At 59.7% G+C, this 22,065-nt stretch carries 23 protein-coding genes and 3 pseudogenes; 14 read left to right on the top strand and 12 right to left on the bottom strand.

Annotation, left to right across the window (positions count from 1 at the left end):
• Positions 1-4: 4 nt before the first annotated feature.
• The 9 genes from V1289_RS09505 to V1289_RS09465 all read right to left on the bottom strand — a co-directional run bounded on the left by V1289_RS09505 (position 5) and on the right by V1289_RS09465 (position 10,285).
• Positions 5-1,039, bottom strand: a complete 1,035-nt coding sequence (locus V1289_RS09505; RefSeq protein ID WP_334396705.1) for an NADP-dependent oxidoreductase — start codon at positions 1,037-1,039, stop codon at positions 5-7.
• Between the two features lie 62 nt (positions 1,040-1,101).
• Positions 1,102-1,305 (bottom strand): hypothetical protein, encoded by a 204-nt coding sequence (locus V1289_RS09500; protein WP_334396704.1) that lies wholly within the window; start codon positions 1,303-1,305, stop codon positions 1,102-1,104.
• 266 nt (positions 1,306-1,571) lie between these two features.
• Positions 1,572-2,543: an alpha/beta hydrolase gene (locus tag V1289_RS09495; RefSeq protein WP_334396703.1), complete on the bottom strand. Its 972-nt coding sequence runs from the start codon at positions 2,541-2,543 to the stop codon at positions 1,572-1,574.
• Positions 2,540-4,018, bottom strand: a complete 1,479-nt coding sequence (locus V1289_RS09490) for a flavin-containing monooxygenase (protein WP_334396702.1) — start codon at positions 4,016-4,018, stop codon at positions 2,540-2,542. Before V1289_RS09490 ends, V1289_RS09495 begins: the two co-directional genes overlap by 4 nt.
• 90 nt (positions 4,019-4,108) lie before the next feature.
• The gene (locus V1289_RS09485) at positions 4,109-5,473 is read right to left on the bottom strand and encodes an MFS transporter (RefSeq protein ID WP_334396701.1); all 1,365 of its coding nucleotides are present in this window, start codon (positions 5,471-5,473) and stop codon (positions 4,109-4,111) included.
• 70 nt (positions 5,474-5,543) lie between these two features.
• On the bottom strand, positions 5,544-6,692 hold the full coding sequence (locus tag V1289_RS09480; protein WP_334407369.1) for an iron-containing alcohol dehydrogenase: 1,149 nt from the start codon (positions 6,690-6,692) through the stop codon (positions 5,544-5,546).
• A 47-nt stretch (positions 6,693-6,739) separates the two neighbouring features.
• Positions 6,740-8,155 carry an NAD-dependent succinate-semialdehyde dehydrogenase gene (locus V1289_RS09475; protein WP_334396700.1) on the bottom strand — a complete coding sequence of 472 codons (1,416 nt, stop codon included), beginning with the start codon at positions 8,153-8,155 and terminating at the stop codon, positions 6,740-6,742.
• 50 nt (positions 8,156-8,205) lie between these two features.
• Positions 8,206-8,859, bottom strand: coding sequence for a 2-hydroxychromene-2-carboxylate isomerase (locus tag V1289_RS09470; RefSeq protein WP_334396699.1), 654 nt, complete (start codon positions 8,857-8,859; stop codon positions 8,206-8,208).
• Between the two features lie 217 nt (positions 8,860-9,076).
• Positions 9,077-10,285 carry an ABC transporter substrate-binding protein gene (locus V1289_RS09465; protein WP_334396698.1) on the bottom strand — a complete coding sequence of 403 codons (1,209 nt, stop codon included), beginning with the start codon at positions 10,283-10,285 and terminating at the stop codon, positions 9,077-9,079.
• 305 nt (positions 10,286-10,590) lie between these two features.
• Here V1289_RS09465 and V1289_RS09460 point away from each other — a divergent pair.
• Positions 10,591-10,699: pseudogene (locus V1289_RS09460) on the top strand (helix-turn-helix domain-containing protein); the annotation flags it as partial.
• Between the two features lie 285 nt (positions 10,700-10,984).
• On the opposite strand, the gene V1289_RS09455 reads toward V1289_RS09460, so the two are convergent.
• Entirely contained in the window at positions 10,985-11,473 is a 489-nt protein-coding gene (locus V1289_RS09455) for an alpha/beta hydrolase (protein ID WP_334396697.1), read from the bottom strand.
• A 160-nt stretch (positions 11,474-11,633) separates the two neighbouring features.
• On the opposite strand from V1289_RS09455, the gene V1289_RS09450 reads away from it, so the two are divergent.
• From V1289_RS09450 to V1289_RS09445, 3 genes are all read left to right on the top strand, one after another.
• Positions 11,634-12,572 (top strand): integrase core domain-containing protein, encoded by a 939-nt coding sequence (locus V1289_RS09450; protein ID WP_334396696.1) that lies wholly within the window; start codon positions 11,634-11,636, stop codon positions 12,570-12,572.
• A 158-nt stretch (positions 12,573-12,730) separates the two neighbouring features.
• Entirely contained in the window at positions 12,731-12,805 is a 75-nt protein-coding gene (locus tag V1289_RS49625; RefSeq protein WP_442896173.1) for a hypothetical protein, read from the top strand.
• Between the two features lie 212 nt (positions 12,806-13,017).
• The gene (locus V1289_RS09445; protein ID WP_334396695.1) at positions 13,018-13,986 is read left to right on the top strand and encodes an HlyD family secretion protein; all 969 of its coding nucleotides are present in this window, start codon (positions 13,018-13,020) and stop codon (positions 13,984-13,986) included.
• Here V1289_RS09445 and V1289_RS09440 read toward each other — a convergent pair.
• Positions 13,977-14,114 carry a hypothetical protein gene (locus V1289_RS09440; protein ID WP_334396694.1) on the bottom strand — a complete coding sequence of 46 codons (138 nt, stop codon included), beginning with the start codon at positions 14,112-14,114 and terminating at the stop codon, positions 13,977-13,979. The two genes, V1289_RS09445 and V1289_RS09440, sit on opposite strands and share 10 nt — an antisense overlap.
• A 243-nt stretch (positions 14,115-14,357) precedes the next feature.
• Here V1289_RS09440 and V1289_RS09435 point away from each other — a divergent pair, with 243 nt between their 5' ends.
• From V1289_RS09435 to V1289_RS09390, 10 genes and pseudogenes are all read left to right on the top strand, one after another.
• The gene (locus V1289_RS09435) at positions 14,358-14,792 is read left to right on the top strand and encodes a hypothetical protein (protein WP_334396693.1); all 435 of its coding nucleotides are present in this window, start codon (positions 14,358-14,360) and stop codon (positions 14,790-14,792) included.
• A 125-nt stretch (positions 14,793-14,917) separates the two neighbouring features.
• Positions 14,918-15,160, top strand: coding sequence for a hypothetical protein (locus V1289_RS09430; protein ID WP_334396692.1), 243 nt, complete (start codon positions 14,918-14,920; stop codon positions 15,158-15,160).
• A 72-nt stretch (positions 15,161-15,232) separates the two neighbouring features.
• The gene (locus V1289_RS09425) at positions 15,233-15,694 is read left to right on the top strand and encodes an alpha/beta fold hydrolase (RefSeq protein ID WP_334396691.1); all 462 of its coding nucleotides are present in this window, start codon (positions 15,233-15,235) and stop codon (positions 15,692-15,694) included.
• 8 nt (positions 15,695-15,702) lie between these two features.
• Complete coding sequence (locus V1289_RS09420; protein WP_334396690.1) at positions 15,703-16,965, top strand: CaiB/BaiF CoA transferase family protein; 1,263 nt, start codon at positions 15,703-15,705, stop codon at positions 16,963-16,965.
• 10 nt (positions 16,966-16,975) lie between these two features.
• Positions 16,976-17,779 carry an enoyl-CoA hydratase-related protein gene (locus tag V1289_RS09415; RefSeq protein ID WP_334396689.1) on the top strand — a complete coding sequence of 268 codons (804 nt, stop codon included), beginning with the start codon at positions 16,976-16,978 and terminating at the stop codon, positions 17,777-17,779.
• A 92-nt stretch (positions 17,780-17,871) separates the two neighbouring features.
• Positions 17,872-19,557: a GMC family oxidoreductase gene (locus tag V1289_RS09410; RefSeq protein WP_442895979.1), complete on the top strand. Its 1,686-nt coding sequence runs from the start codon at positions 17,872-17,874 to the stop codon at positions 19,555-19,557.
• 4 nt (positions 19,558-19,561) lie between these two features.
• Entirely contained in the window at positions 19,562-19,957 is a 396-nt protein-coding gene (locus tag V1289_RS09405; protein ID WP_334396688.1) for a tautomerase family protein, read from the top strand.
• A gap of 52 nt (positions 19,958-20,009) precedes the next feature.
• Positions 20,010-20,303 carry a DUF1330 domain-containing protein gene (locus V1289_RS09400; RefSeq protein ID WP_334396687.1) on the top strand — a complete coding sequence of 98 codons (294 nt, stop codon included), beginning with the start codon at positions 20,010-20,012 and terminating at the stop codon, positions 20,301-20,303.
• Positions 20,304-20,653: 350 nt separating this feature from the next.
• Complete coding sequence (locus V1289_RS09395) at positions 20,654-21,115, top strand: (2Fe-2S)-binding protein (RefSeq protein WP_334396686.1); 462 nt, start codon at positions 20,654-20,656, stop codon at positions 21,113-21,115.
• A 9-nt stretch (positions 21,116-21,124) separates the two neighbouring features.
• Positions 21,125-21,853 (top strand): annotated as a pseudogene (locus V1289_RS09390) (molybdopterin cofactor-binding domain-containing protein); the annotation flags it as partial.
• On the opposite strand, the pseudogene V1289_RS09385 reads toward V1289_RS09390, so the two are convergent.
• A pseudogene (locus tag V1289_RS09385) lies at positions 21,852-21,971 on the bottom strand (LysR family transcriptional regulator); the annotation flags it as partial. The pseudogenes V1289_RS09390 and V1289_RS09385 overlap by 2 nt on opposite strands.
• Positions 21,972-22,065: the final 94 nt, after the last annotated feature.

Raw genomic sequence — 22,065 nt, 5'->3', positions numbered from 1 at the left:
AGCTTCACTCGGTAGCTACGCGGACGATCAGTTTGCCAAAGTTTCGGCCATCGAGCAGGCCGATGAATGCTTCCGGCGCATTGTCGATACCGTCCACGACGTCCTCCCTGTAGCGAAGGCTCCCCGAAGCGATCCACTCGGACCCTTCACGGTAGAACGCCGGGCGCTGATCGACGAACTCACGCTGGATGAAGCCGCGAACGAGGAGGCTCTTGCTCAGGATATCGCGCATCACGAGTGGAAGACGATCCGGTCCCGGAAAGCCGTCCGCTCCGTGGTTGTACTGCGCGATCAGACCGCAGACCGGGATGCGGGCGAACTCATTGAAAAGTGGGAAGACCGCGTCCCAGACCCTTCCGCCCACATTCTCGAAGTAGACGTCGATACCCTCGGGGCAGGCTGAGGCAAGTTGCGCCGCAAAGTCTGGCGTGCGATGATCGATCACTGCGTCGAACCCCAGCTCATTGCGTACGAAGGCGCATTTGTCCGCTCCGCCTGCGATGCCGACTGCGCGTGCGCCCTTGATCCTTGCGATTTGCCCGACCGCCGAACCGACGGCGCCGCTGGCCGCCGCGACAACGACCGTTTCTCCGGGCTTCGGCTGGCCGATTGTCAGCAGGCCGGAATAGGCCGTGAAACCGGGCATACCGAGAACGCCGAGCGCCGTGGTGATCGGCGCTTGCGACGGGTCGAGTTTCCGCAGTCCGTTGCCGCCGGAAACGGCGTATTTCTGCCAACCGGAATGAGAGAGAACGATATCGCCCTCGGAAAAGTCGGGATGTCGCGACCGGACGACTTCGGCGACGGTGCCGCCCTCCATGGTATCTCCGACTTCGACCGGCTTGGCATATGATTTGGCCGCATTCATGCGCCAGCGCATGTAGGGGTCGAGAGACAAGTAGAGTATCTTCAGGAGGACCTCGCCCTCGGACGGCTCCGGTGCGGGTCCGTCCTCGAGCCTGAAGTTGTGCGTCGTAGGGGTGCCATCCGGTCTGGAGGCGAGGAGAATCCGGCGATTGGTATAGGTGGACGTTGCCATGCTGCTTTAACTCCGTGGGGTGATCTTGCCGAGCGCATAGGGCTCATAGAGAGTTTTGTCTGTCATGCTTTGCCTTTCGCCTTGTCGAGATTTCTGCAAGCACCGGTCGTTCCATTCAGAGGCAGCGCAGCGGTCCTGCCACGAAGGCCCGCCTCATCGGCATTGTAGCGATGCACCCGATCCTGCAGCATTTGGTGGTCCATCCCGCAGCTCTGTGCCGCAGCCTTTCGGTCAATTCCTTCGACAACCAGCGCCAACGCCAGCATTCGACGCGACGCCAAAACGTCCTTCGTTTTCCCCGACGCAGCCCGAAGCTCGCTCGCCGTCAGGTCGTCACGTGTGATCTCGATCCCCGACATCGTCCCTGCCTCCTCCGAAAAAACAGAGAATCACGAACAAGCAATTCGGGAATCCCAGAGTCAGCATCATCGGCCGCTGGTATAAGACCTTTTAGGACGAGTGCTCATCGCTAATGATTTACCGAGGCAGTCAGGTAGAATTTCGGACCGGCTACCGCAATCGATTCAACGCTTCACGAGAGCGTCCCGACGACGAAATTGCTCGCGAGTTGCAGAAGCTCTCGGCCGGTCTGGATTTTTCCCGCCGATGTGAACAATCCATGCGCATGGCGCGGCAGATGGTGGTGTTCCACCTGCGTGCCTGCACGCGCAGCTGCGCCCGCATAAGCGATCCCTTCATCGCTCAGCGGATCGTGGCCGACCGTTACGATAAAAAGCGGCGGCTGCTTTCTCTCGGCCGTCAACAATGGTGACAGCCGTGGGTCGGCAAGGTCGAGCCCGGCAGGCACATAGTGATTGCCGAACCACCGCATCGAACTGGCCGTCAGCGGAAAACCCGACTTCACGAGCTGATAGGAGGGCGTCTCCCGGCTGAGGTCGGTCACAGGATACAGCAGGACCTGCCCGAGAATGCGCGCCGTATCCAGATGCTGGCTGGCTTCGTTGGCGAGCACTGTCGCCAAGCTTCCCCCCGCACTATCGCCGACGAGCACCACCCGGGTGACATCGGTCCGCAACGCTTCAGCATTGCCGGCAAGCCATTGCAGCGCCTGGCGACAATCATTCAGGGGAACCGGGAACTTGTGCTCCGGCGCCAATCGATAGTCGATCGCCGCCAGGGCAAAGCCGGTTGCGTTGCAGATATGGCGGCAGAGCGTGTCATGCGTGTCGAGGCTGCCGAGAACCCAGCCGCCGCCGTGAATGAAGACGATCAATGGCAGGACGTCATCGGCCTCCACGCCGCGCGGGCGATAAAGGCGGATCGAGGCGGTCGCGCCATCCACCGGATACCCGTGGGCGGCCACGCTGCCCACCTCTTCGGCAGGCAGGCCATTGGTCTTGCACGACGCGAGGTAGTTGGTGCGGGACTGCGCCAGCGTCACGTCCTGAAAGGATATCGCGCCGTTCGCCCGGAAAGCCCGAATCAGATCAGCGGCGTCGTCGGCGACCTCGGAGAGGGGTATGGGCTGATCGGCACTCTTCATCGCCGCGATCCTCGTTCAGACGCCTGGAAATCGGCGATGTCGAACCACGCGGCCTGGCGATAGGCGTCGGCCGTACCGGACCAGTTGTTGATCACCTTTCCGGCCGCGTTCTTGTACCAGCTGGAGCAACCGGACGAGAAGGCGGAATGCGTCATGTCGCGTTGCAGCTTTTCGTTGAAGCGGTCGAAGACACCCTCATCCACGTCGAGCGCGATCCGGTCGGCCGACGCCGTCTTCATGGCCTGCAGAATGTAGTTCTGCTGAATCTCGAGCATCGTGATGATGGAATTGTGGTTCAGGTTCGTGTTCGGGCCGTAGATCATGAACATGTTGGGGAAGTCGGGTACGGCCATCCCCAGATAGGCTTGGGCGCCGTCGGACCAGGCGTCGTCGAGCTTGACACCGTTTCTGCCCGTGATGCGCAGATCGCCGTGGAAGGCCTGGCTTTCGAAGCCCGTTCCGAAAATGACGATGTCGAAACCATGGCGCTCGCGATCGTCGGTGACGATCCCATCCTCGTCGAATTCCCTGATGCGACGTGTTTCGAGATGCACGTTGGCCCGCGTCAGCGCGGGAAAATAGTCGTCGGAGCGCAGAATGCGCTTGCATGCGAATTCGTAGTCGGGCGTCAGCTTGGCGCGCAGCTGCGGATCAGGAATCTGCGCTTCGAGATGGGCCAGGGCGATCGCCATTCCTTCGGCCTGCTCCTTCGTGCTGTGCTGCGTGCGCTGGAAGCCGGCCTCGCGGAACGCGTGCAGATGCCGGCGGCTTGCCTCGAAGCTCTCCGGATCGCGTTCATACGCGTCGAGCTGCTCGTCGCTGAATACGATCTGGTTGCGCGGCATGATCCAGTTGGCGCTGCGCTGGAACACGGTCAGCTCGCCGACGAGCGGAGCGATCTCCGGAACGTATTGCACCGCGCTCGCGGCATTGCCGACACTGGCAACGCGCTTCCCCGCAAGATCGATGGCATAGTCCCACTCGGCGGAATGGAATTTCGCGCCGCGAAACCTGTCAAGGCCGTTGAAAGCCGGCACGATCGGCCGATTCAGTTGGCCCCAGGCCGGCACGAAGAACTCCGCCACGTAACGGTCGCCACGTTTCGTTTCGAAATGCCAACGCTTGGTCGGCTCATGCCAATTGGCCGATATGATCTCCGACTCGAAGAGGATATGCGCGTCGAGAACGAAGGTTTTGACGATCGTCCGCATATAGGCCAGCAGCTCGTCGCGCCCGGCATACATCCGGCTGACGCGACGATGCGGAAGGAATCTGTAACAGTAGAGGTGAGCTTCGGTATCGCAGGCCGCGCCGGGATAGACGTTGTCGCGCCAGACTCCGCCGATGTCGTTCCCGCGCTCCAGGATGAGAAAATCATCGTCGCCGTTGCGCTTGAGCTGCGCGCCCATGCCGAGGCCGCCGAAGCCCGCGCCGAGGACAAGTGTGCGAATCGTTGTGATGCTGCTGTCGGTCATGGAAACATATTCTCTCAATACGTGATGTCGCCGGTTGCCCTGGCCCGCCAGTCGGCCTTTCGGTGTTCCTGGCGGGCCGGAAGCTCGCGCTCAGTGTCCGTGAATTCGCCCATGCTCCGCGTCGACATCGTGCAACGAGATGTTGCGCGTTTCGCGCAGCAGGCCCAGCGCACCCAGCGACAGGGCGATCACACCCAGGAGATAAATCACGATCGGAAGCGTTGCCGCGTAGTTGCGCAGCAGGATCGTCGCGACCAGGGGAGCGATCGAACCCGCGAGGATGGAGGAGATCTGATAGCAGAAGGACACGCCCGAATAGCGCATGCGGGTCGGGAAGATCTCCGAATAGACGGCGGCTTCCGGACCGTAGCAGAGCGCCTGGAAGAACAGCCCGACGCAGATGGCCAGCGTCACGTAGAAAAAGTTGCCGCTGTCCAGGACTGAAAAATAAACCAGCGCCCAGGGAACGAGACCCAGGTATCCAAAAAGGATGCAGTGCTTGCGCCCGATCTTGTCGGAGAGATAACCGCCGTAGATCATCGCAAAGAACTGGAACATGTTCGCGACGAACATAATCAGCAGGACCGTACAGAACGGCATTTTGACTTGCACGGTTAGATACGTAATCGTGAATACGACGATCGTGTAGTATACCGTATTTTCGCCAACCCGGATCAAGGTTCCAAGCAGGAGCTGCTTCGGATATTTGAGCAGCACCTCTTTGATGCTGGCGGATTGCTTGATGCTGTTCTGCTGCTTCTTTTGTGCCTCGACGAAGATCGGAGCATCCTCGACGGTGGCCCGAATATAGTAGCCGATGAAGATGATCACAGCCGAAAGCCAGAACGCAATTCGCCAGCCCCGGACGAGGAAATTCTCGCTCGAGAGCGCGAAGGAAAGGCCGAAAAGCACGATGCTCGCCAGCACGTTGCCGGCGCATGCCGCTGCCTGGGGAAAGCTGGCCCAGAAGCCGCGCTGGTCCGCCGGACTGTGCTCGCTCACGAGCAGAACGGCGCCACCCCACTCGCCGCCAACGGCAAAGCCCTGGACGAAGCGCAGGAAGACCAGGATGGCAGGAGCCCAGAAGCCGATGGAGGCGAATGAAGGGATGCAGCCCATCAGGAATGTCGAAAGCCCGACCAGCAGCAGGCTGAACTGCAGCAGCTTTTTGCGGCCGAACTTGTCGCCGAAATGGCCGAAGACGATTCCGCCGAGCGGGCGGGCGGCAAAGCCGACGGCATAGGTCGCGAACGCCGCGATGATGCCAAAGAGCGGGCTGTCGACCTTCGGAAAGAACAACTGCCCAAAGACGAGTGTGGCGGCGACGCCGTAAATGAAGAACTCGTACCACTCCGCGATCGTGCCCGCCATCGAGGCCGCGACGACTTTTCTGATGTCAATGCCTTCGGTCTTGGCGGGGCTGTCGGCGCCGGCTTGGATAGTCGCGCTCGTCATCGGATTTCTTCCCTTGAGTGATGTTTGAGTGATGTTATTGTGCGTTTCCGAGCCGGCAACGCCGGCCGGGCTAGAATGCTTCGCGGTAGAGCGTCAGGGCCCGGCTCTCGTCGAGCTCGACCGGATTGTTGACGAGCAGGCGTTGCTGGAGCATCGCGTCAGCCGCCAAGGTGGGCAGGCTGTCTTCCGTGACGCCGACGTCGCGCAGCCGTCGCGGAACGCCGCTGCGGTCCATGAGATCGCCCATGAAACCCGCAAAGGCCCGGGCTCGCTCGGCGGCTGGCGCATCGCTGGGGCCCAACACAACATCGGCCAGTTCGGCATAAAGGTGGGCCACGGCAGGGGCGTTGTAGGCCAGGACCGGCCCGAGCATCAGTGCGTTGGAGAGCCCATGGGGAATGTGATAGCGGCCGCCGAGCGGATAGGCCAAAGCGTGGACGGCCGCGACGGGGGCATTGGTGAACGCCTGGCCCGCCAACATCGCGCCGAGCAGCATCGCCTCCCGCGCGCGCCTGTCGCTCCCGTCCCGGCAGGCCGTGACGATGTTGGAGGCGAGCAGGCGCAGCGCCTCCCGTGCGAGGGCGTCGGAAATCGGATTCTTCTTGTGACGGGTGGTATAGGCCTCGATCGCATGCACCATGGCATCGATGCCGGTGGCCGCCGTATGTAGTGCGGGCAGCCCGAGTGTCAGCTCGGCATCGAGAATGACAAGGTCGGCGAAGAGCTGCGGCGCAACCACGCCCATCTTGGTCGTCTCGCCGGTCGTCATGATCGAGATGTTCGTGACCTCGGAGCCGGTTCCGGCGGTGGTGGGCACGAGCGCCAGCGGCGCGCGCGATCCTTGAACCTTTCCGATGCCATAGAGATCGCCGATCGCCTGCTTGGTCCGCAACAACACCGCGGCCAATTTCGCGACATCGAGGGAGGAGCCCCCGCCGAGGCCAAGCACCGCCTCAGATCCCGCCGCCAGGCTGACGCATTCCGCGAGAACGCTCTCGGGCGGATCGGCAACGACGGCGTCGAAGATCGTGACTTCAAAACCGTGCTGCGCCAGGGAAGCCTTGGTGGGCTCAAGGAGTCCGGCCTTATGCAGCCCGGCGTCGGTCACGACCAACAGCCTGCGGTGTTCGGACCAGGCGCCTAGGATTTCACCCAGTCGTCTCGCCGCCTGCCATTCCAGCATAATATTGGGGACGGTCCTAAAACTGAAATTATTCATCGAATGGCTCATCGTCGATATCTTTGTCTGGAGGCGCGATATTCGTGTTAAATCGCGGAGCACCAGTATTTAATCTCAATATATTCATCGATTCCGTAGCGAGACCCTTCGCGTCCCAGACCCGATTGCTTAACGCCTCCGAAGGGGACGACTTCATTGGAGATCAGGCCGGTGTTGTGGCCGACCATGCCGCACTCCAGCCGCTCCACGACGCGCCAGGCGCGTGCGTGATCACGCGTGTAGAAATAGGCGGCGAGCCCGTATTCGGTGTCGTTCGCGAGACGGATGGCGTCTTCCTCCGTCTCGAAGCGGAAAACGGGAGCCAGCGGTCCGAACGTTTCCTCGTGAGCCACGAGCATGCTTTCGGTTGAATCGGCGATCACCATGGGGGCCAGGAAGTGGCTCTGCTCTCCGGCACTGGGGGCGCCAGTCACCAGCCTCCCGCCCTTGGCAAGGGCATCGGCGACATGCTCGCGCACCTTGCTGACGGCAGCGGCATCGATCAAGGGTCCGATATCGACACCGGGCTCGAAGCCGTCGCCGACTTTCAGCGTGGCAACCTTGGCCGAAAGGCGCTCGACGAACGTATCATAGATGCCGGCCTGCGCGTAGATGCGATTGGCGCAAACGCAAGTCTGCCCCGCATTGCGGAACTTGGCCGCGATCGCTCCATCGACCGCGGCGTCGAGATCGGCATCGTCGAAGACGATGAACGGCGCGTTTCCGCCGAGCTCGAGCGAGATGCGCTTGATGGTGCCGGCACACTGGGCCATCAACTGCCTGCCAACCTCGGTCGAGCCGGTAAAGGAGAGTTTGCGCACTTTCTCCGAGCTTGTCAGCACTTCGCCGATGAGCCGTGACGGGCCGGTCACGATCTGCAGGACGCCGGCCTCATGAGCCAAGGCGACGATGGCCAATGCCGTCAGCGGGGTCTGCGTCGCCGGCTTGACGATCATCGTGCAGCCCGCGGCCAGGGCGGGGCCGGCCTTGCGGGTGATCATCGCCGCCGGAAAATTCCACGGGGTAATGGCGGCGCAGGCGCCGACCGGCTGCTTGAGGACCGTGATGCGCTTGTCGGTCGTTGGCGCGGGGATGATGTCGCCGTAGAGCCTCTTGCCCTCTTCCGCGAACCACTCGATGAAGGACGCCGCATAGGCGATCTCGCCGCGCGCCTCGGCGAGCGGCTTGCCCTGCTCGGCCGTCATGATCCGTGCTAGGTCGTCGGTATTGGCCGTGATGAGATCGAACCAGCGGCACAGGATCGCCGAGCGCTCACGCGCCGCCAGCGAAGACCAGCCACCCAACGCCGCGTCGGCGCGCTCTATTGCCGCTTCGATGGCTTCCCGATCAAAACTCCGGACACGGCCTACGATCGCGCCGGTGGAGGGATCGGTGACGTCGATGGCAGGCCCTCCGGTGGTGGGAAGCCAATTCTCAAGCTTGCTCGTAGGAGCACGGTCCACAGTGTACGCCAAAGATCACCCATTCATCTAATTGGTGTCGCGAATCTTGGTCAAACCCTTTTTGTCATCCCTTTGCCTTGCAACCGCCAGATCAGATGATCAATTCGGTCCTGGCCAAAGAATGGCTCCCCCTGGAACGCAAACGTCGGCACGCCCCAATGTTCTGACGCGGCATGGTCTTTCTCATTCGTCGCGATGATAGCCTCGTATCGCTCTGAATCCGCCGTGATCGCGGCATCGAGGTTTTTGAGATCGAAGCCAGCTCGCGACGCTGCGCGCGCAAGATGGTCGCCTTCGTTCCATCCATCGGTGCTTCCATCCCACAGAACAGGAGCGATAGCTTCGGCAAATTCCAGAGAACGTCCTTCGGCCTGAGCAGCCGCGCACAGCCTCGTTAGTCGATGAATGTAGGGCTGGTCGACCGCTACCTCGAGCGTTGTCATATCCTGTACAATCGGATCGGGGCGTGGAAGGCGGAATGGTATGCCATCATGAAGCGCAACCCTCGTACTGTCGAGATAGACGTACTTGGCGAAATTCGGACTCGCGGTTTTGAAGAAATTGGGTATACGCACCGCTATCGGATAGACCGGCCGTAATCTGACGACGACATTGTACGAATTCACCATTTTCCGCGTCTTCGTCAACGCGAGGTAGCTATACGGACTGCGAAACGAGAAGAACATGTCGACGACGAAAGTCATGTGTAAGGCTCCGATGGCAAGCAATTGACAAGTCCGGTGTGATGAAGGCGCCGTCCCTCAAGCATGATGTAGATGACCAAGCTGCTGAACGCGGGTGTGCGTGGCCTCGGCCGGCTGCTTTCTCGCCGGCGGTCTCGCTTGGTTGAGCGCTGTGCGACCCTCATGCCCGAATGAGAGACCGGCGCGCTGAGGCGCGGCCATTTATCTCCTGAGCGGTCTAGTTTTTTGTCACCAGCGGGCACTCGCTTTGAGTGAGCGGACGGAAGGCCTCCTTGCCGGGAATTTTCGCCAATACCTGATAGTAGTCGTATGGCTTTTTGGACTCGGCAGGCGTCTTCACCTTCATTAGGTACATATCGTGGAGAACGCGGCCGTCCTGGCGTATCTCGACCTCTTTGTTGTAGGCATCGTTGACGCGAAGCTCTCGCATTTTCTTTGCGACGACCTCGGAGTCTGTGGAGCCTGCTGCTTTAACAGCGCTAAGAAAATGATGGACGCCGCTGTAGGTGCCCATTTGCACCATGGTCGGTACGCGGCCTTTCATCTGACGGACAAACTTTTGGCTGATGTCCCGGGTCTGGTCGTCAAGATCCCAATAGAACGACGTTGTCAGGAGAAGCCCTTGTGTGACCTGGAGCCCCACCGTGTGAACCTCGGTGATAAAGATCAGGAGGCCTGCGAATGTCTGGCCGCCTTGGACAATTCCGAATTCCGATCCCTGCTTGAGGGCATTGATCGCGTCCGCTCCTGTGTTGGCTAGTCCGATGATCTTGGCTTTCGAGGCTTGTGCCTGCAGGAGGTACGAGCCGAAATCGGAACTATTCAACGGGTGCTTGACGGACCCAACGACTTTGCCGCCTGCCTCTTCCACGAACCTTGTGACATCGCGCTGCATACTGTGGCCGAATGCGTAATCTGCACTCAGGAAGAACCAAGTGTCGCCGCCTTGTTTGACCACCGCCTTTGCCGTTCCGTTCGCCAGGGCATAGGTGTCGTAAGTGAATTGAAAGGTTGTGAGAGCACATGCTTTGCCGGTGAAATCAGTTGTCGCCGCGCCGGTCACGGCAAAGATCGTTTTTGACGATTTCGCGACTTCATTCATGGCAAGCGCCGCGGCAGAGGAGGCACCGTCCGTAATAAGGTCGATGTGGTCGACGGCAATCAACTTTCTGGTGAGGGCGGAGGCGACATCTGGTTTGTTCTGGTGATCGAAGGCCAGGACTTCGATCTTACGGCCCAGCAATTCGCCGCCAAATTCCTCAACCGCCAAGCGGGCGCCGACCACCGATCCCAGTCCTCCGGCGTCTGCATAAGGACCGCTTTGATCATTTATCACCGCTATTTTGATAGGCGGATTTTCTTCCGAGTAAATTGGCGATGTAGACATCGCGATCACCGCAAAAGCGGTCAGCCATTTGATTTTCATTTCCATCCCCAACCGCACGTGCGGCCGCCGTTCGAAGCGCGCTGACCGTAATGTTCGACCATCATGTCGCTTGGGCTGTCATCCGGGGTTCGCGCGCAAGCGGGTTGTCGGTCCATGGACCACGCGATGCGACAGGCTGATCGCCCCAAGCTGGATGGGCGAAAACAGCTTCCGTTGGGAAGAAGAATTCACGGTTAGCTCCATTGATTGGGGATCGACTAAAACGTTGCTCTCGCAGAAATAGACATGCCAAGAAGTGCGCAATAGACTCTATTGCGTAACATCTTTTGTGAAATAAATTCACAATGGCCAGACTGGATGTAAATCGCTCCGGCGAGATGGAAGTCTTTCGTGCGGGTCGTCGAACTCGGCGGAGTTTCCGCTGCGGCGCGCGCGCTTCGCATGACCCCCTCGGAATGCCCGACTGCGGGAGTCTTAAAGCGGACCTCGCGCTCACCTTGAAGGGGAGCGATGATTTCGAATCGTTAGCTATTGGTATATGGTCTGATTGCGCTGGTCGCGATCGTCAGTTGGGTCTGGCTTCTGACGTGGATTGTCGCGAAGATTGTGCCGTCGCTCTAGCGAGCGGCGAAAATGCCGCGTCGGATCCAACTAGTGTTCAGTAGGCCAGGGGGCGATCCAAAGTGGCCTTCCAACCGACGCCAAAACGCGGGACCTCGACGTGTTCGAGACGGCGGCCTAGTTCAGGTGATCCTCGAACCAACCAATGGCGGCAGCGCTCGATTTCTCGAATTGCCCGAGGTACGGATCGAAGTGGTCTCCTTGGATCGTGACGAGCTTCTTTGGTTCGAGCGCCCGCTCGTAAGCGGCCAGTGCCAGGTCCGTAACGGTAATCGTGTCGGCCAATGCGACGATCATGAGTAACGGGGTAGGCGAGATTCTCGGCGCCCAGATGCCTGGCTCATACATCCGCGCAGCTCTCGTTGACTGGAGGGTCACGGAATTTTCCCAGGCGCCGTCGAGAAGCGGCTGCAGGTAGAAGTCGATGGCGGGTTTCGAACGGTAAGCCGCAGGGACGGCAGGGTCAGCGCCGACGATCAGTTGACGCCGCGGCGGTTCGCCACGAAGCTGTGCGCGGTCGTCTTCGGAGAAAGCGTTTTCGAGCGCCGAAATCGCGTCCGGAGAAACGCGACGAAGTCCCTGCTCGAACCCGCTGATGGTCGGCACCTGAGAGACGACGGCCCGCTGTCCCTGTCGGAAACTCAATCTTGCTGGCAACTGATATCGAATCGGGCGATGCTCCTGCCTTATGCGAGAGGTCTATAGCCTAATTTGGTTGGCGTTGGTCGGAGCGTTCCGGTCGCGGGCCGCGCTTGAGGCTGAAAACATGATTCTGCGTCATCAGCTTAACGTGTTGCGGCGGCAATTGCCGAAACGGCCGACGTTCGGGATGCTGGACCGTCTGATATTCGCCGGCTTGTATCGTTTGGCTCCGAAGGTGCTGGGCGCCTTGGCGATCGTGAAGCCGGAGACCGTGATTAAATGGCACCGCGCGGGCTTCAGATCGTACTGGCGGTGGAAGTCGCGGCGCCGTGGGGGCCGACCAACTGTAGCGCCTGAGATACGCAAGCTTATCCGCGAGATGAGCATTGCCAATCCGCTGTGGGGAGCGCCGCGGATCCATGGAGAACTCCTCAAGCTCGGCATCGATATCGGACAGACCAGCGTGGCCAAGTACATGGCCAAGCGAAGAGACCCGCCATCCCAAGGCTGGAGGACATTCCTTCGCAATCATGCCGACGGCATCGCCGCGATGGATCTGTTCGTCGTACCGACAATCTCATTTCGTCTGCTCTACGGCTTGTTGATTGTGGGGCATGGTCGACGGCAGATTTTATGGTTTGGCGTCACAGCGCATCCGACCGCAGATTGGATCGCAAATCAGATCACGGAAGCCTGCGGCTGGGAACAAGCTCCCCGCTATCTCATTCGTGACCGGGACGGCGCTTATGGGGAGGTCTTCATCCGAAGGCTTCGATCAATGGGCATTCGCGATCGACCGACCTCGCCGCGCTCTCCTTGGGAAAATGGATATGCTGAAAGGCTGATCGGTTCGATCCGCAGGGAATGCCTTGACCACGTTGTTGTGCTCAGCGAGCGCCACCTCCGTCACCTACTGCTGTCGTATATGAAATATTACAATGGGGCCCGCACGCATCTATCCCTGGAGAAAGATGCGCCGGTCTCGCGCGCCGTCGATCGCGCCGGGCATATTCTTTGTCGCTCAATCTTGGGCGGACTGCATCACCAATATGCCCGGATTTAATTTTACGACAGGCACAGGTCGCTTGATGACGCATACCTTCCACGAGCTGGTCATAGGCGGCGTTCTAGTTGCGCCCTTCATTTCATACGCGGTCGCGGCGCTTTTTGTCATACTGACTGATAATTCGACCGATCCTGCACCTGGTCGGATTTTCGAGAATGTTTAGTCACCCATCAATTGCAGAGCTCAGCCTCTACGTGACTGTCCTGGGCCTGCTGGTCTTGATCCTATGAGGGAGATGTCCGTGGCCACCACCAATCCGGAACGAACGGTCCCACGCGAAGCATCACAGCCGGCATCGCCGGGTTCGGCGCCCGCCCAAGCCGAGACGTCGGACATTACGTCTCAAGTCCATGAGGTCGCGCGTACGACCTCTGATCATCCGAGGTCAGACACGTTAAAGACTTCGGCGCCTTCCGCGCGAACCCGCGGAGCTGGGCTTTGGTTGTCCGTTTCGCACAGGCTTGCGACGCTTGCCATCGTGCTGCTTGCGGTTCTGGTGTCAATCGTGACGTGGGACATTTACGTGACGGCGCCGTGGACGCGCGATGGTCGCATCCGTGTCCAGGTCGCCAACGTCGCTCCTGAAGTCTCGGGAAAGATCATCGAGCTGCACACGGTCGACAACCAGTTCGTACATAAGGGCGACGTTCTGTACCAGATCGACCCCTTCGATTTCGATGTTGCACTGGGTACGAACAAAGCCGTGCTGGTACAGAAAGAAGCCGATCTGCATGTGAAGGAGCTGCAATCCCAGCGGCGGCTGCACCTCTCGGATCTCGCGACCACCCCGGAAGAGCAGCAGATTTTCGAGGGAAGCGCCATACAGGCGAGGGCCGTACTGGATGCGGCACGACAACAGGTAGCCCAGGCGGACATCAATCTCCAACGAACGCAGGTGCGCAGTCCCGTGAACGGCTACGTCACAAATCTACTGTTGCGGCAGGGGGACTACGCGCACGAAGGCGTAAGCAACATTTCGATCGTCGACACCGATAGTTTTTGGATAGACGGCTATTTCGAGGAAACCAAACTGGCCCGGTTATGCGTGGGCGACCGGGCCGAGGCCAAATTGATGGGCTACGCGATGCCGATCATCGGCCATGTAACGACGGTGACGCGCGGCGTCAGCGTCTCCAACGCGACGGCCGGCGCCCAAGGCCTACCCAATATCGATCCGGTCTACACCTGGGTGCGGCTGGCTCAGAGAGTGCCGGTTCGAATTGCGATCGACAACGTTCCGGCAGGTGTGCCGCTGGTGTCCGGCACTACAGCCACAGTCACAATACGTGGCGAATCGCCCATCGAAGGGGTAACCTGGATTGGGCGCGGGGTCTCCGTTCTGCAGACCAGCCTGTCCGACCTCCTCCACGGACTATCATCAAGGCCGGGATGCATTCCTCCTCAAACATGAGTCTGCTCGATGGCTGTGTGGGCGACATCCGTCGTCTGCTCGGCGGCGGCAGCGCGCTCGGTGTGGCCCAAGCGTTCGATCGATTGTGGGAAGTCGAACGACGCATCGAAAAGATGCGGTGCCGCCATAGACAGCATCGGGCGTAGGGAGGCGGAGGCGATCTGCGTTTCCTGAAATTCAGACGAAAGCGGGAGGTAGACCGAACGCTGGGCTCTGCCGCACCATAAAGGCATTCACGTAGCAATAACTCCCGGACAGGCGGCTGTCCCGCCTAGCGCGTTTCCTTCGGAATAGAGATCGCACGCGATGGTTATGTCGTGTTAGTTTTCTTGTGCAATCCGAGCCCCTGCACAAGAGAAGGAGATATCGGGGTGCTTGATCATATTCTCAGATTTATGACGCTTGGCACCGTCATCGTTGGCAGCATCGCTATCTACGCTGCGCTGCATACCAACAACCGGCGTCTAGGAGCTGATATTTACCTTAGATATTCCGACCGGATCTCCGATCTGCGGCGAAACCTCCCGATCAGCGCGTTCGTTGAACAAGATCCTCCCGGCGACGTGGAAAAGACGCCAGAAGAACGTCGGGCGGCGCATGAGATCATCTACTCAATCTTCGAACTTTATGAGCTAAAGGTGCACGGTTTCCTTCCGCCGGCGGTCTGGAAGATCCGAGAGCCCGATATTGAGGCGCTTCTGTCGCTGCCGTTCTTCCGGCAGGAACTGAAGGTGTTGGAAAGCAGGTTTGCAAATCACCCGCGCTTTGCAAGGTGGCTCGAACAGGTTAGGCGGATTAAGGCTTAACCCGGTTGCGAGACGCGAGGCTTCGGCTCGGTCCTGATCGATTATCGGCGTGGGGATTGAAACTGTTCGGATTCATTCGGACTCACATGGCGCTGTTGGCTGGGACTGACTTTTTCACCGCCTAGATGCTGACGCTGCGCGGGCTGTTGACCTACTACGTGCTGTTCTTCATGCATATCGAGAGCCGCCGGGTGTACGTCGCCGGGATCACGGTTCGTCCCAACGAGGCATGGATGAAGCAAATCGCCCGGAACGTGACCACGGACGATTGTGGTGCGCTTCGGGATTGTGCGGGAAGCTTCCGAACAAAACGTAACAACAAATTACATCCCTTCACTGGCAGGCCAAATGCGGGGATGGGAGGCTGAAGGTCAGTCGCCCAGTCCTTTGGAGCCGTCGAACCCGGAGTGGTTCTTGAAAACTGCATTTGGAGGAATGCCATGAAGAACCCCATTCTCGCCGCCACGCTCGCAGGTGTGACTCTAAACTCTGCCGCGGCACAATCCGGATCGAAGGCCGGTATCAAGAACGTCATTTTGGCGCACGGCGCATTCGCCGACGGCTCCGGCTGGGAAGCTGTCGCCGGAATTCTCAAGAAAGACGGCCACACGGTATCGGTCGTGCAGCACCTAGAAACATCGTATGCGGATGACATCAAGTTCACAAAGGCCGTGATTGACCGGCAATCCGGGCCGGTGGTTCTCGTGGGCACAGCTACGGCGGGGCCATTATCACTGAAGCTGGCAACGATCCAAAAGTTGCGGTGCTTGTTCGTGCTGACCATGACGTGCGGCAACACCAACGCGCCAATCTTACATGATCGACAAAAAGACGGACGCCATGATCCTGAGGCTGCCACGCGATCAACCACGCCGATCGCAATCAATCAACTAAGCGCTTAGGCCCCAAAATGACTGTTCTCCCATCCGTTGCTCTCCAGAAGCCCCCGCTCGATGGCGTCACGGTCATCGATATGTCGCGGGTGCTATCAGGCCCATATTGCACGATGGTTCTGGCAGACCTCGGCGCTCGAGTGATCAAGATCGAGCGGCCGGTGATCGGGGATGACACCCGCCAGTTCGAACCATTCAGCAAAGGACGATCCGGGTATTTCATGGCTTTCAACCGCCACAAGGAGAGTATCGCACTAGACCTCAAGACCCCATACGATCGCGAGATTCTCGACGCAATCCTGGAGGCCGGGGACATCCTCGTCGAGAACTTCCGCCCTGGTGTGATGGACCGTTTGGGCTACGGGTGGGAGACTCTCTCCATGCGGTACCCCAGGCTGATCTACGCCTCGATCTCCGGCTACGGCGACAGCGGTCCGCTCCGCGATCAACCGGCATACGATATGATCGTCCAGGCCGTGGGCGGCGCCATGAGTCTTACCGGTGAGACAGACGGGCCGCCGCTCAGATTTGGACCGTCCATCGCCGACCTCGGAGCAGGAATGTTCGCTGCGATCGGCATCTGCGCCGCACTTGCCGGTCGAGCCCGGACAGGCAAAGGTCAAAAAGTAGACATTGCCATGCTCGATGGCCAGGCGGCCCTTCTGGAGCATTCCTTGGCGCGCGTGGCCTTGGAGCCGACAGTGCCGACCCGAAGCGGTGCTCATCACTCCACGCTGGCGCCGTTTGGCGCCTTCACTGCGTCAGACGGCGATCTCGTCATTGCCGTGGCAAACGACGCCCTGTTTGGCAAGCTTGCCGCCGCTCTTGGCCAGCCGGAACTAGCCGACGACCCTCGCTTTCTTACCAACCCTCGCCGCGTGAAGAATCAGTCCGCTCTTAAGATTGAGATCGACCGGCTCCTCAGCCTTCGCACGATAAAGGACTGGATCACCGTGCTGCAAGTCGCCGAAGTGCCCTGCGGGCCGATCAATTCGGTCGACAAGGTGCTGCAGGACCCGCAACTGCTTGCACGTGAAATGTTCATATCTGTCTCGGATGCGGAGGGGGTCTCTATTCAAACAGCCAACAATCCGATTCGTCTCTCTGACGCGGGCAAGCGCGCCACGACCGCACGCTCGCCTATGCTTGATGAGCATCGTGAATCCCTCATCCGGGAGTTTATGACCACCAATGATCATATCAAGCTCGATCAAATCCGGCAGCTCGATGCGAGTAAGGATTTCGAGCCCTCGTTTGTAAACCTGGCGACGCTTAAATAGGAATCCAATCATGGCAGACGAGAACAAGTCGGCGCAAGCCGACCTATACGAGACGGTCAAAGTGGAGACCTCGGGACGCGTTGGTGTGGTTCACCTTCATCGGCCTGACGTCCTTAACGCGCTAAACGCGAAACTTTCTCATGAGCTGCTCGCGGCGCTGCGTACCTTCGACCAAGACGAAACGATTGGAGCTATGATAGTCACCGGCTCCGAACGCGCCTTTGCGGCCGGAGCCGACATTGCGGAAATGGCGCGCAAAACGCCGGTGCAGCTTCGCAACGAGAACTACTTCGGTGCCTTCGACGAAATCGCCAAACTCTCAAAGCCCATCATCGCCGCCGTGTCGGGATATGCTCTGGGTGGGGGCTGCGAGCTCGCTCTGATTTGTGACATCATTATCGCAGCGGAGAGTGCGCAATTCGGGCAACCGGAGATCAAACTCGGTACTCTGCCGGCCATAGGGGGATCTCAACGCCTCACGCGCGCTATCGGGAAATCGCTGGCAATGGAGGTGATCCTCACGGGCCGGATGATTACCGCGGCGGAAGCCAAAGCTACAGGCATGGTTGCCTCGGTCGTTGCTCAGGACGATCTGATGCAGGAGGCGTTACGCCTCGCCAATACAATCGCAGAGTACAACTTGCCTGCTGTTTGTGCCGCAAAGGAGGCGGTCAACCGCGCCTTCGAAAGCAATCTGGCGGAAGGCGTCCTGCATGAACGGCGCCTGTTTCAGGCATCCTTCGCAACCGAGGGCCAGCGGGAGGGGATGAACGCCTTTCTCGAGAAGCGGGCCCCCGTTTTTCCTCATCGCTAAGGTCCAACAGGGCTTTAGTTCAAACCTCGTTTCGAGGATGGGCCCGGCACCAATCCGGAGGAGTGGATCGAGATGCGTGAAGACGGGAGGCCATGACAATGGCCAATGCAGTCGAAGACCTCGGAGAATATGACTACATTGTCGTAGGCGCCGGCAGCTCAGGCTGTGTCGTGGCCAATCGGCTGAGCAAAGACGCTCGCAATAAAGTTCTGCTGCTCGAAGCGGGCGGCAAGGACAACTACATCTGGATTCATATTCCGGTCGGGTACCTCTACACCATGGGTAATCCGCGCACCGACTGGTGCTTCAAGACGGACCCGCAGGCCCATTTCGGCAACAAGATGTTGAATTATCCGCGCGGCAAGACACTGGGCGGTTCGTCATCGATCAATGGAATGGTCTATATGCGCGGCCAGGCAGGCGATTACGATGCATGGCGCCAGGCGGGGAATGCAGGTTGGGGTTGGGATGATGTGCTGCCCTATTTCATGAAGTCGGAAGACTATTTCGATGGTGCCGGCCCGTTCCACGGCGTCGGTGGCGAACAGCGTGTCGACAAGCCGCGGGTCCGGTGGGAACTGCTCGATGCATTCCGCGACGCTGCCGCCGAGGCGGGCATCCCAAAGATCGCGGACTTCAATGCCGGCGACAACACTGGCTCCGCCTATTACCCGGTCACGCAGAAAGGCGGCTGGCGCTTCAGCACGGCAGATGCGTTCCTTCGTCCCGCCTCGAAGCGCACGAATCTCCGCGTGCAGACGAAAGCGCTTGTCCACCGTGTGGAGCTTGAGGGCGGCCGCGCCAGCGCCGTACTGCTTGAAGTTGGCGGCAAGGTGTTGCGGGCGCGCGCTCGAAGCGAAATCATCCTGTCTGCCGGTTCGATCGGCTCGCCTGCTTTGCTTGAGCGTTCGGGGATCGGTGGCGCCGAGCGACTGCGTACCTTCGGTATCCGCCCGCTGGTGCACCTCGAAGGTGTGGGCGAAAACCTGCAGGACCACGTCATGCTCCGATGTGCGTTCAAGGTCGTAGGCGCGTCCACGATGAACACTCGCGCCGGCTCGCTGTGCGGCAAAGCTATGATCGGGCTCGAATATTTGCTGACCCGATCAGGCCCGATGTCGATGCCGCCAGGCCAGGTTGGGGCCTTCGCGAAGACTGATCCGCGCTTCGCGACCGCCAATGTGGAATACACGGTACAGCCGCTCAGTCTGGCCGCTTGGGGCGGCGACCTCGACCCCTTCCCCGCCTTCACCGCCGCGGCCATCAATCTCCGACCAGAGAGCCGAGGAAGCGTGCATGTCAGCTCGGCTAAGCCCGAGGACCCGCCGCGCATTGATCCCAATTACTGGTCGGCGGATGCAGACCGGCAAGCCGCAGTGGACGCTGTAAGGCTAACGCGCAGGATCGTCGCCCAGCCGGCGCTCGCCAAATACCGACCGACCGAATTCCGGCCGGGCCCGTCATTCCAATCCGACGCGGACCTCTTAAAGGCAACCAGAGAGATTGCGACAACAGCCTTCCATCCTGTCGGCACCGCGGCGATGGGAAAAGGCCCGCGCGCAGTCGTCGACGACCAGTTGAAAGTCTATGGAGTGCCGGGCTTGCGGGTCATAGACGCGTCGATCATGCCCAAGATCGTGTCGGGCAATACCAACGCGCCCTGCATCATGATCGGCGAGAAGGGCTCAGCGATGGTTCTCGCCGCCGCGAAGGACCGTAACGCGGCGTGGCCCGCCCATCATTCCCGAGCGTCCGAACTCCTCCAGCATAAGGATTGAGACCATGCCACTACTTCGTTTTGATCTGATCGAGGGGCGGGACAAGAAAACCGTCACCAAATTACTCGACGCCGCGCACGATGCCGTGGTCAGGGCGCTGGGGGTCCCTGTCCGAGACCGGTACCAGATTGTGCATCAACACCCTGAGCACGAACTGATTGTCCAAGACACCGGGCTCGGAATTGAAAGAAGCAAGAACGTTGTGCTGCTAACCATAACAAGCTTCCACCGAAGCGACGAGCTCAAGCAAGCTCTTTATAAGGCGTTGAGCGAAGAACTCGAGCGTCAGTGCGGGATTGCGTCCAATGACCTGATGATCTCCGTCGTCTCGAACACAGCATCGGACTGGAGTTTCGGCTTCGGCGCAGCCCAACTTCTTAAAGGCAAGCCCGCCGCCTAGCGCGCTGAGTCTGCTCGAACGGCGACGTGTGAACTTCCCAAGGAGAACAAACTTGGCAAAAGGATATTGGATCACCCTTTATCGTTCGGTTTCCGATCCGACCGCGCTGACGGCATATGCAAAACTTGCGGGGGCGGCGATAGCCGCCAATGGTGGCCGCTTCCTTGCACGCGGCGAAGCCGTCAAAGCCTATGAACAAGGGATTATTCAACGCACCACGGTGACAGAGTTCGATAGCGTCGAACAGGCTATCGCTGCCCACGACAGCCCCGCCTATCGAGAAGCCCTCAAAGTGCTCGGCAATGCTTGCGAACGGGATGTGCGCATCGTCGGGGGCGTGGGTTGAAATTCTCAACGATGCGCAGCCCGCGGGCCAGGGGCGCCGTCGACTGTGCGATGGCCGATCCGATGCAGGTCGCCGGCATTACGGGCTGGCTTCGCGCTGCGACTATAGCCACAGCCGGAATTCAATTTTCCAATCACGAAACACTACATCAATTGGGCGTTCGTTGATCCTCGCGATCACGATTCATGGACATCACAAGCGCACGATTGGGAAGGTGTCTTGGGAACATGGATGCGCGGCGAAGGGCAGCTCAATCTACCGCGTCGTTACGCCGAGGCGTCTGACAGGCTGATGAAATTCGCACCGACGCTCGCAGCCTGAGACGACTGCCTGACATATCGGATCATCCCATGGCAAAACTGACGATCAACGGTGAACAGAAATCGTTTGATGCTCCGCCCGACATGCCACTGCTCTGGGTGCTTCGTGACATCCTCGGTTTGACCGGAACGAAGTTTGGTTGCGGCATCGCGCAGTGCGGCGCATGCACCGTGCACATCGATGGCAAGCCGGTACGGTCTTGCATGTTGGCGGTCGGCGCTGTGCGCGACCGCGCCGTCACGACGATCGAAGGAATCGCTTCGACATCGGCCGGTGCAAAGGTGCAAAAGGCCTGGCTTGATTTGGAAGTGGTCCAGTGTGGCTACTGCCAATCCGGCCAGCTCATGTCGGCAGCTGCATTGCTCGCCAACACGCCAAATCCCGACGATTCCGATATCGATGCCGCGATGGCGGGAAATATCTGCCGATGCGGAACCTATGTGCGCATTCGAGCCGCGATCAAGCAGGCGGCTTCAGGACGTCAGTCGTAGGAGGGGCGCATGACAGTTGTTCAGAAGGGTTCTGAAGGATTTTCGCGTCGTTCCCTGTTGACCTCGGGATTGGCGGGAGGATTTCTGTTGGCGTTCCATCTTCCTGTGCGCGCATTCAACGAGTCGGTACAAGCTAGAGATGCTGATACTGGCGAGTTCGCGCCGAACGCTTTCATCCGCATTGATGGTTCCGGTAGAACAATTCTGGTCATGCCCCAGGTCGAAATGGGGTAGGGCGTCTACACCTCGATACCCATGATTTTGGCCGAAGAGCTCGACGCCGATTTTTCGCTTGTGACGCTTGAGCATGCGCCGCCCAGCGACAAGCTCTACGGCAATCCGATGTTCGGCATTCAGGCCACCGGTAATTCCAATTCCATCCGGGCGTGGTGGACGCCCTTGCGCACCGCCGGCGCCAGCGCGCGCGCCATGCTGGTTCAGGCGGCGGCGCGGCAATGGCAGCTCGATCCGGCAAGCTGCACGACCGCCAAAAGCGAGGTCATGCACAAGGAGAGCGGGCGCAAGCTTTCCTATGGCGAGTTGGCGCAGGCCGCGAGCAGCGAGGTGCCGCCCAAGGACGCCCCGCTGAAAGACCCGAAGGATTTCGTGCTGATCGGCAAGCCGCTGAAGCGGCTCGATACGCCCGACAAGGTCAACGGCAAGGCGATCTACGGCATCGACGCGATGCTGCCCAATATGAAGTTCGCCACGCTGAAGGCTTGTCCGGTATTCGGCGGCGGACGGTCTGGCTGAGAGCGGATTGCGAAATGCCAAGCTTGGCTCCCGCGCCTGTGAAGCTGCGCTCCCTTGCGACCGCCAGAAACGCGAGGAGGTCGCCTGCGTTCTCGCGGTTCATTCATTACCTCCACTAATGATTCCAATCAGTTTCTATCACCTAATCTTCCCAGCCCGAAAGAACTAGGTTCAGCGTGGTCGACCGGAATCGCGGC

This window comes from Bradyrhizobium sp. AZCC 2289, assembly GCF_036924615.1.
GTDB lineage: Bacteria > Pseudomonadota > Alphaproteobacteria > Rhizobiales > Xanthobacteraceae > Bradyrhizobium.
The sequence above is the reverse complement of the archived record's forward strand: the minus strand, read 5'-3'. Positions and strand labels throughout refer to the sequence as shown.

Bases quoted from the DNA above. Each gene is read 5' to 3' on its own strand.
- V1289_RS09480 (WP_334407369.1), bottom strand. From the start codon at position 6,692: ATGAATAATTTCAGTTTTAGGACCGTCCCCAATATTATGCTGGAATGG.
- V1289_RS09425 (WP_334396691.1), top strand. From the start codon at position 15,233: ATGAAGAACCCCATTCTCGCCGCCACGCTCGCAGGTGTGACTCTAAAC.
- V1289_RS09495 (WP_334396703.1), bottom strand. From the start codon at position 2,543: ATGAAGAGTGCCGATCAGCCCATACCCCTCTCCGAGGTCGCCGACGAC.
- V1289_RS09500 (WP_334396704.1), bottom strand. From the start codon at position 1,305: ATGCTGGCGTTGGCGCTGGTTGTCGAAGGAATTGACCGAAAGGCTGCG.
- V1289_RS09490 (WP_334396702.1), bottom strand. From the start codon at position 4,018: ATGACCGACAGCAGCATCACAACGATTCGCACACTTGTCCTCGGCGCG.
- V1289_RS09395 (WP_334396686.1), top strand. From the start codon at position 20,654: ATGGCAAAACTGACGATCAACGGTGAACAGAAATCGTTTGATGCTCCG.
- V1289_RS09440 (WP_334396694.1), bottom strand. From the start codon at position 14,114: ATGGCGGCACCGCATCTTTTCGATGCGTCGTTCGACTTCCCACAATCG.
- V1289_RS09450 (WP_334396696.1), top strand. From the start codon at position 11,634: ATGATTCTGCGTCATCAGCTTAACGTGTTGCGGCGGCAATTGCCGAAA.
- V1289_RS09505 (WP_334396705.1), bottom strand. From the start codon at position 1,039: ATGGCAACGTCCACCTATACCAATCGCCGGATTCTCCTCGCCTCCAGA.
- V1289_RS09485 (WP_334396701.1), bottom strand. From the start codon at position 5,473: ATGACGAGCGCGACTATCCAAGCCGGCGCCGACAGCCCCGCCAAGACC.
- V1289_RS09410 (WP_442895979.1), top strand. From the start codon at position 17,872: ATGACAATGGCCAATGCAGTCGAAGACCTCGGAGAATATGACTACATT.
- V1289_RS09465 (WP_334396698.1), bottom strand. From the start codon at position 10,285: ATGAAAATCAAATGGCTGACCGCTTTTGCGGTGATCGCGATGTCTACA.
- V1289_RS09405 (WP_334396688.1), top strand. From the start codon at position 19,562: ATGCCACTACTTCGTTTTGATCTGATCGAGGGGCGGGACAAGAAAACC.
- V1289_RS09430 (WP_334396692.1), top strand. From the start codon at position 14,918: ATGCTGACGCTGCGCGGGCTGTTGACCTACTACGTGCTGTTCTTCATG.
- V1289_RS09415 (WP_334396689.1), top strand. From the start codon at position 16,976: ATGGCAGACGAGAACAAGTCGGCGCAAGCCGACCTATACGAGACGGTC.
- V1289_RS09420 (WP_334396690.1), top strand. From the start codon at position 15,703: ATGACTGTTCTCCCATCCGTTGCTCTCCAGAAGCCCCCGCTCGATGGC.
- V1289_RS09470 (WP_334396699.1), bottom strand. From the start codon at position 8,859: ATGACTTTCGTCGTCGACATGTTCTTCTCGTTTCGCAGTCCGTATAGC.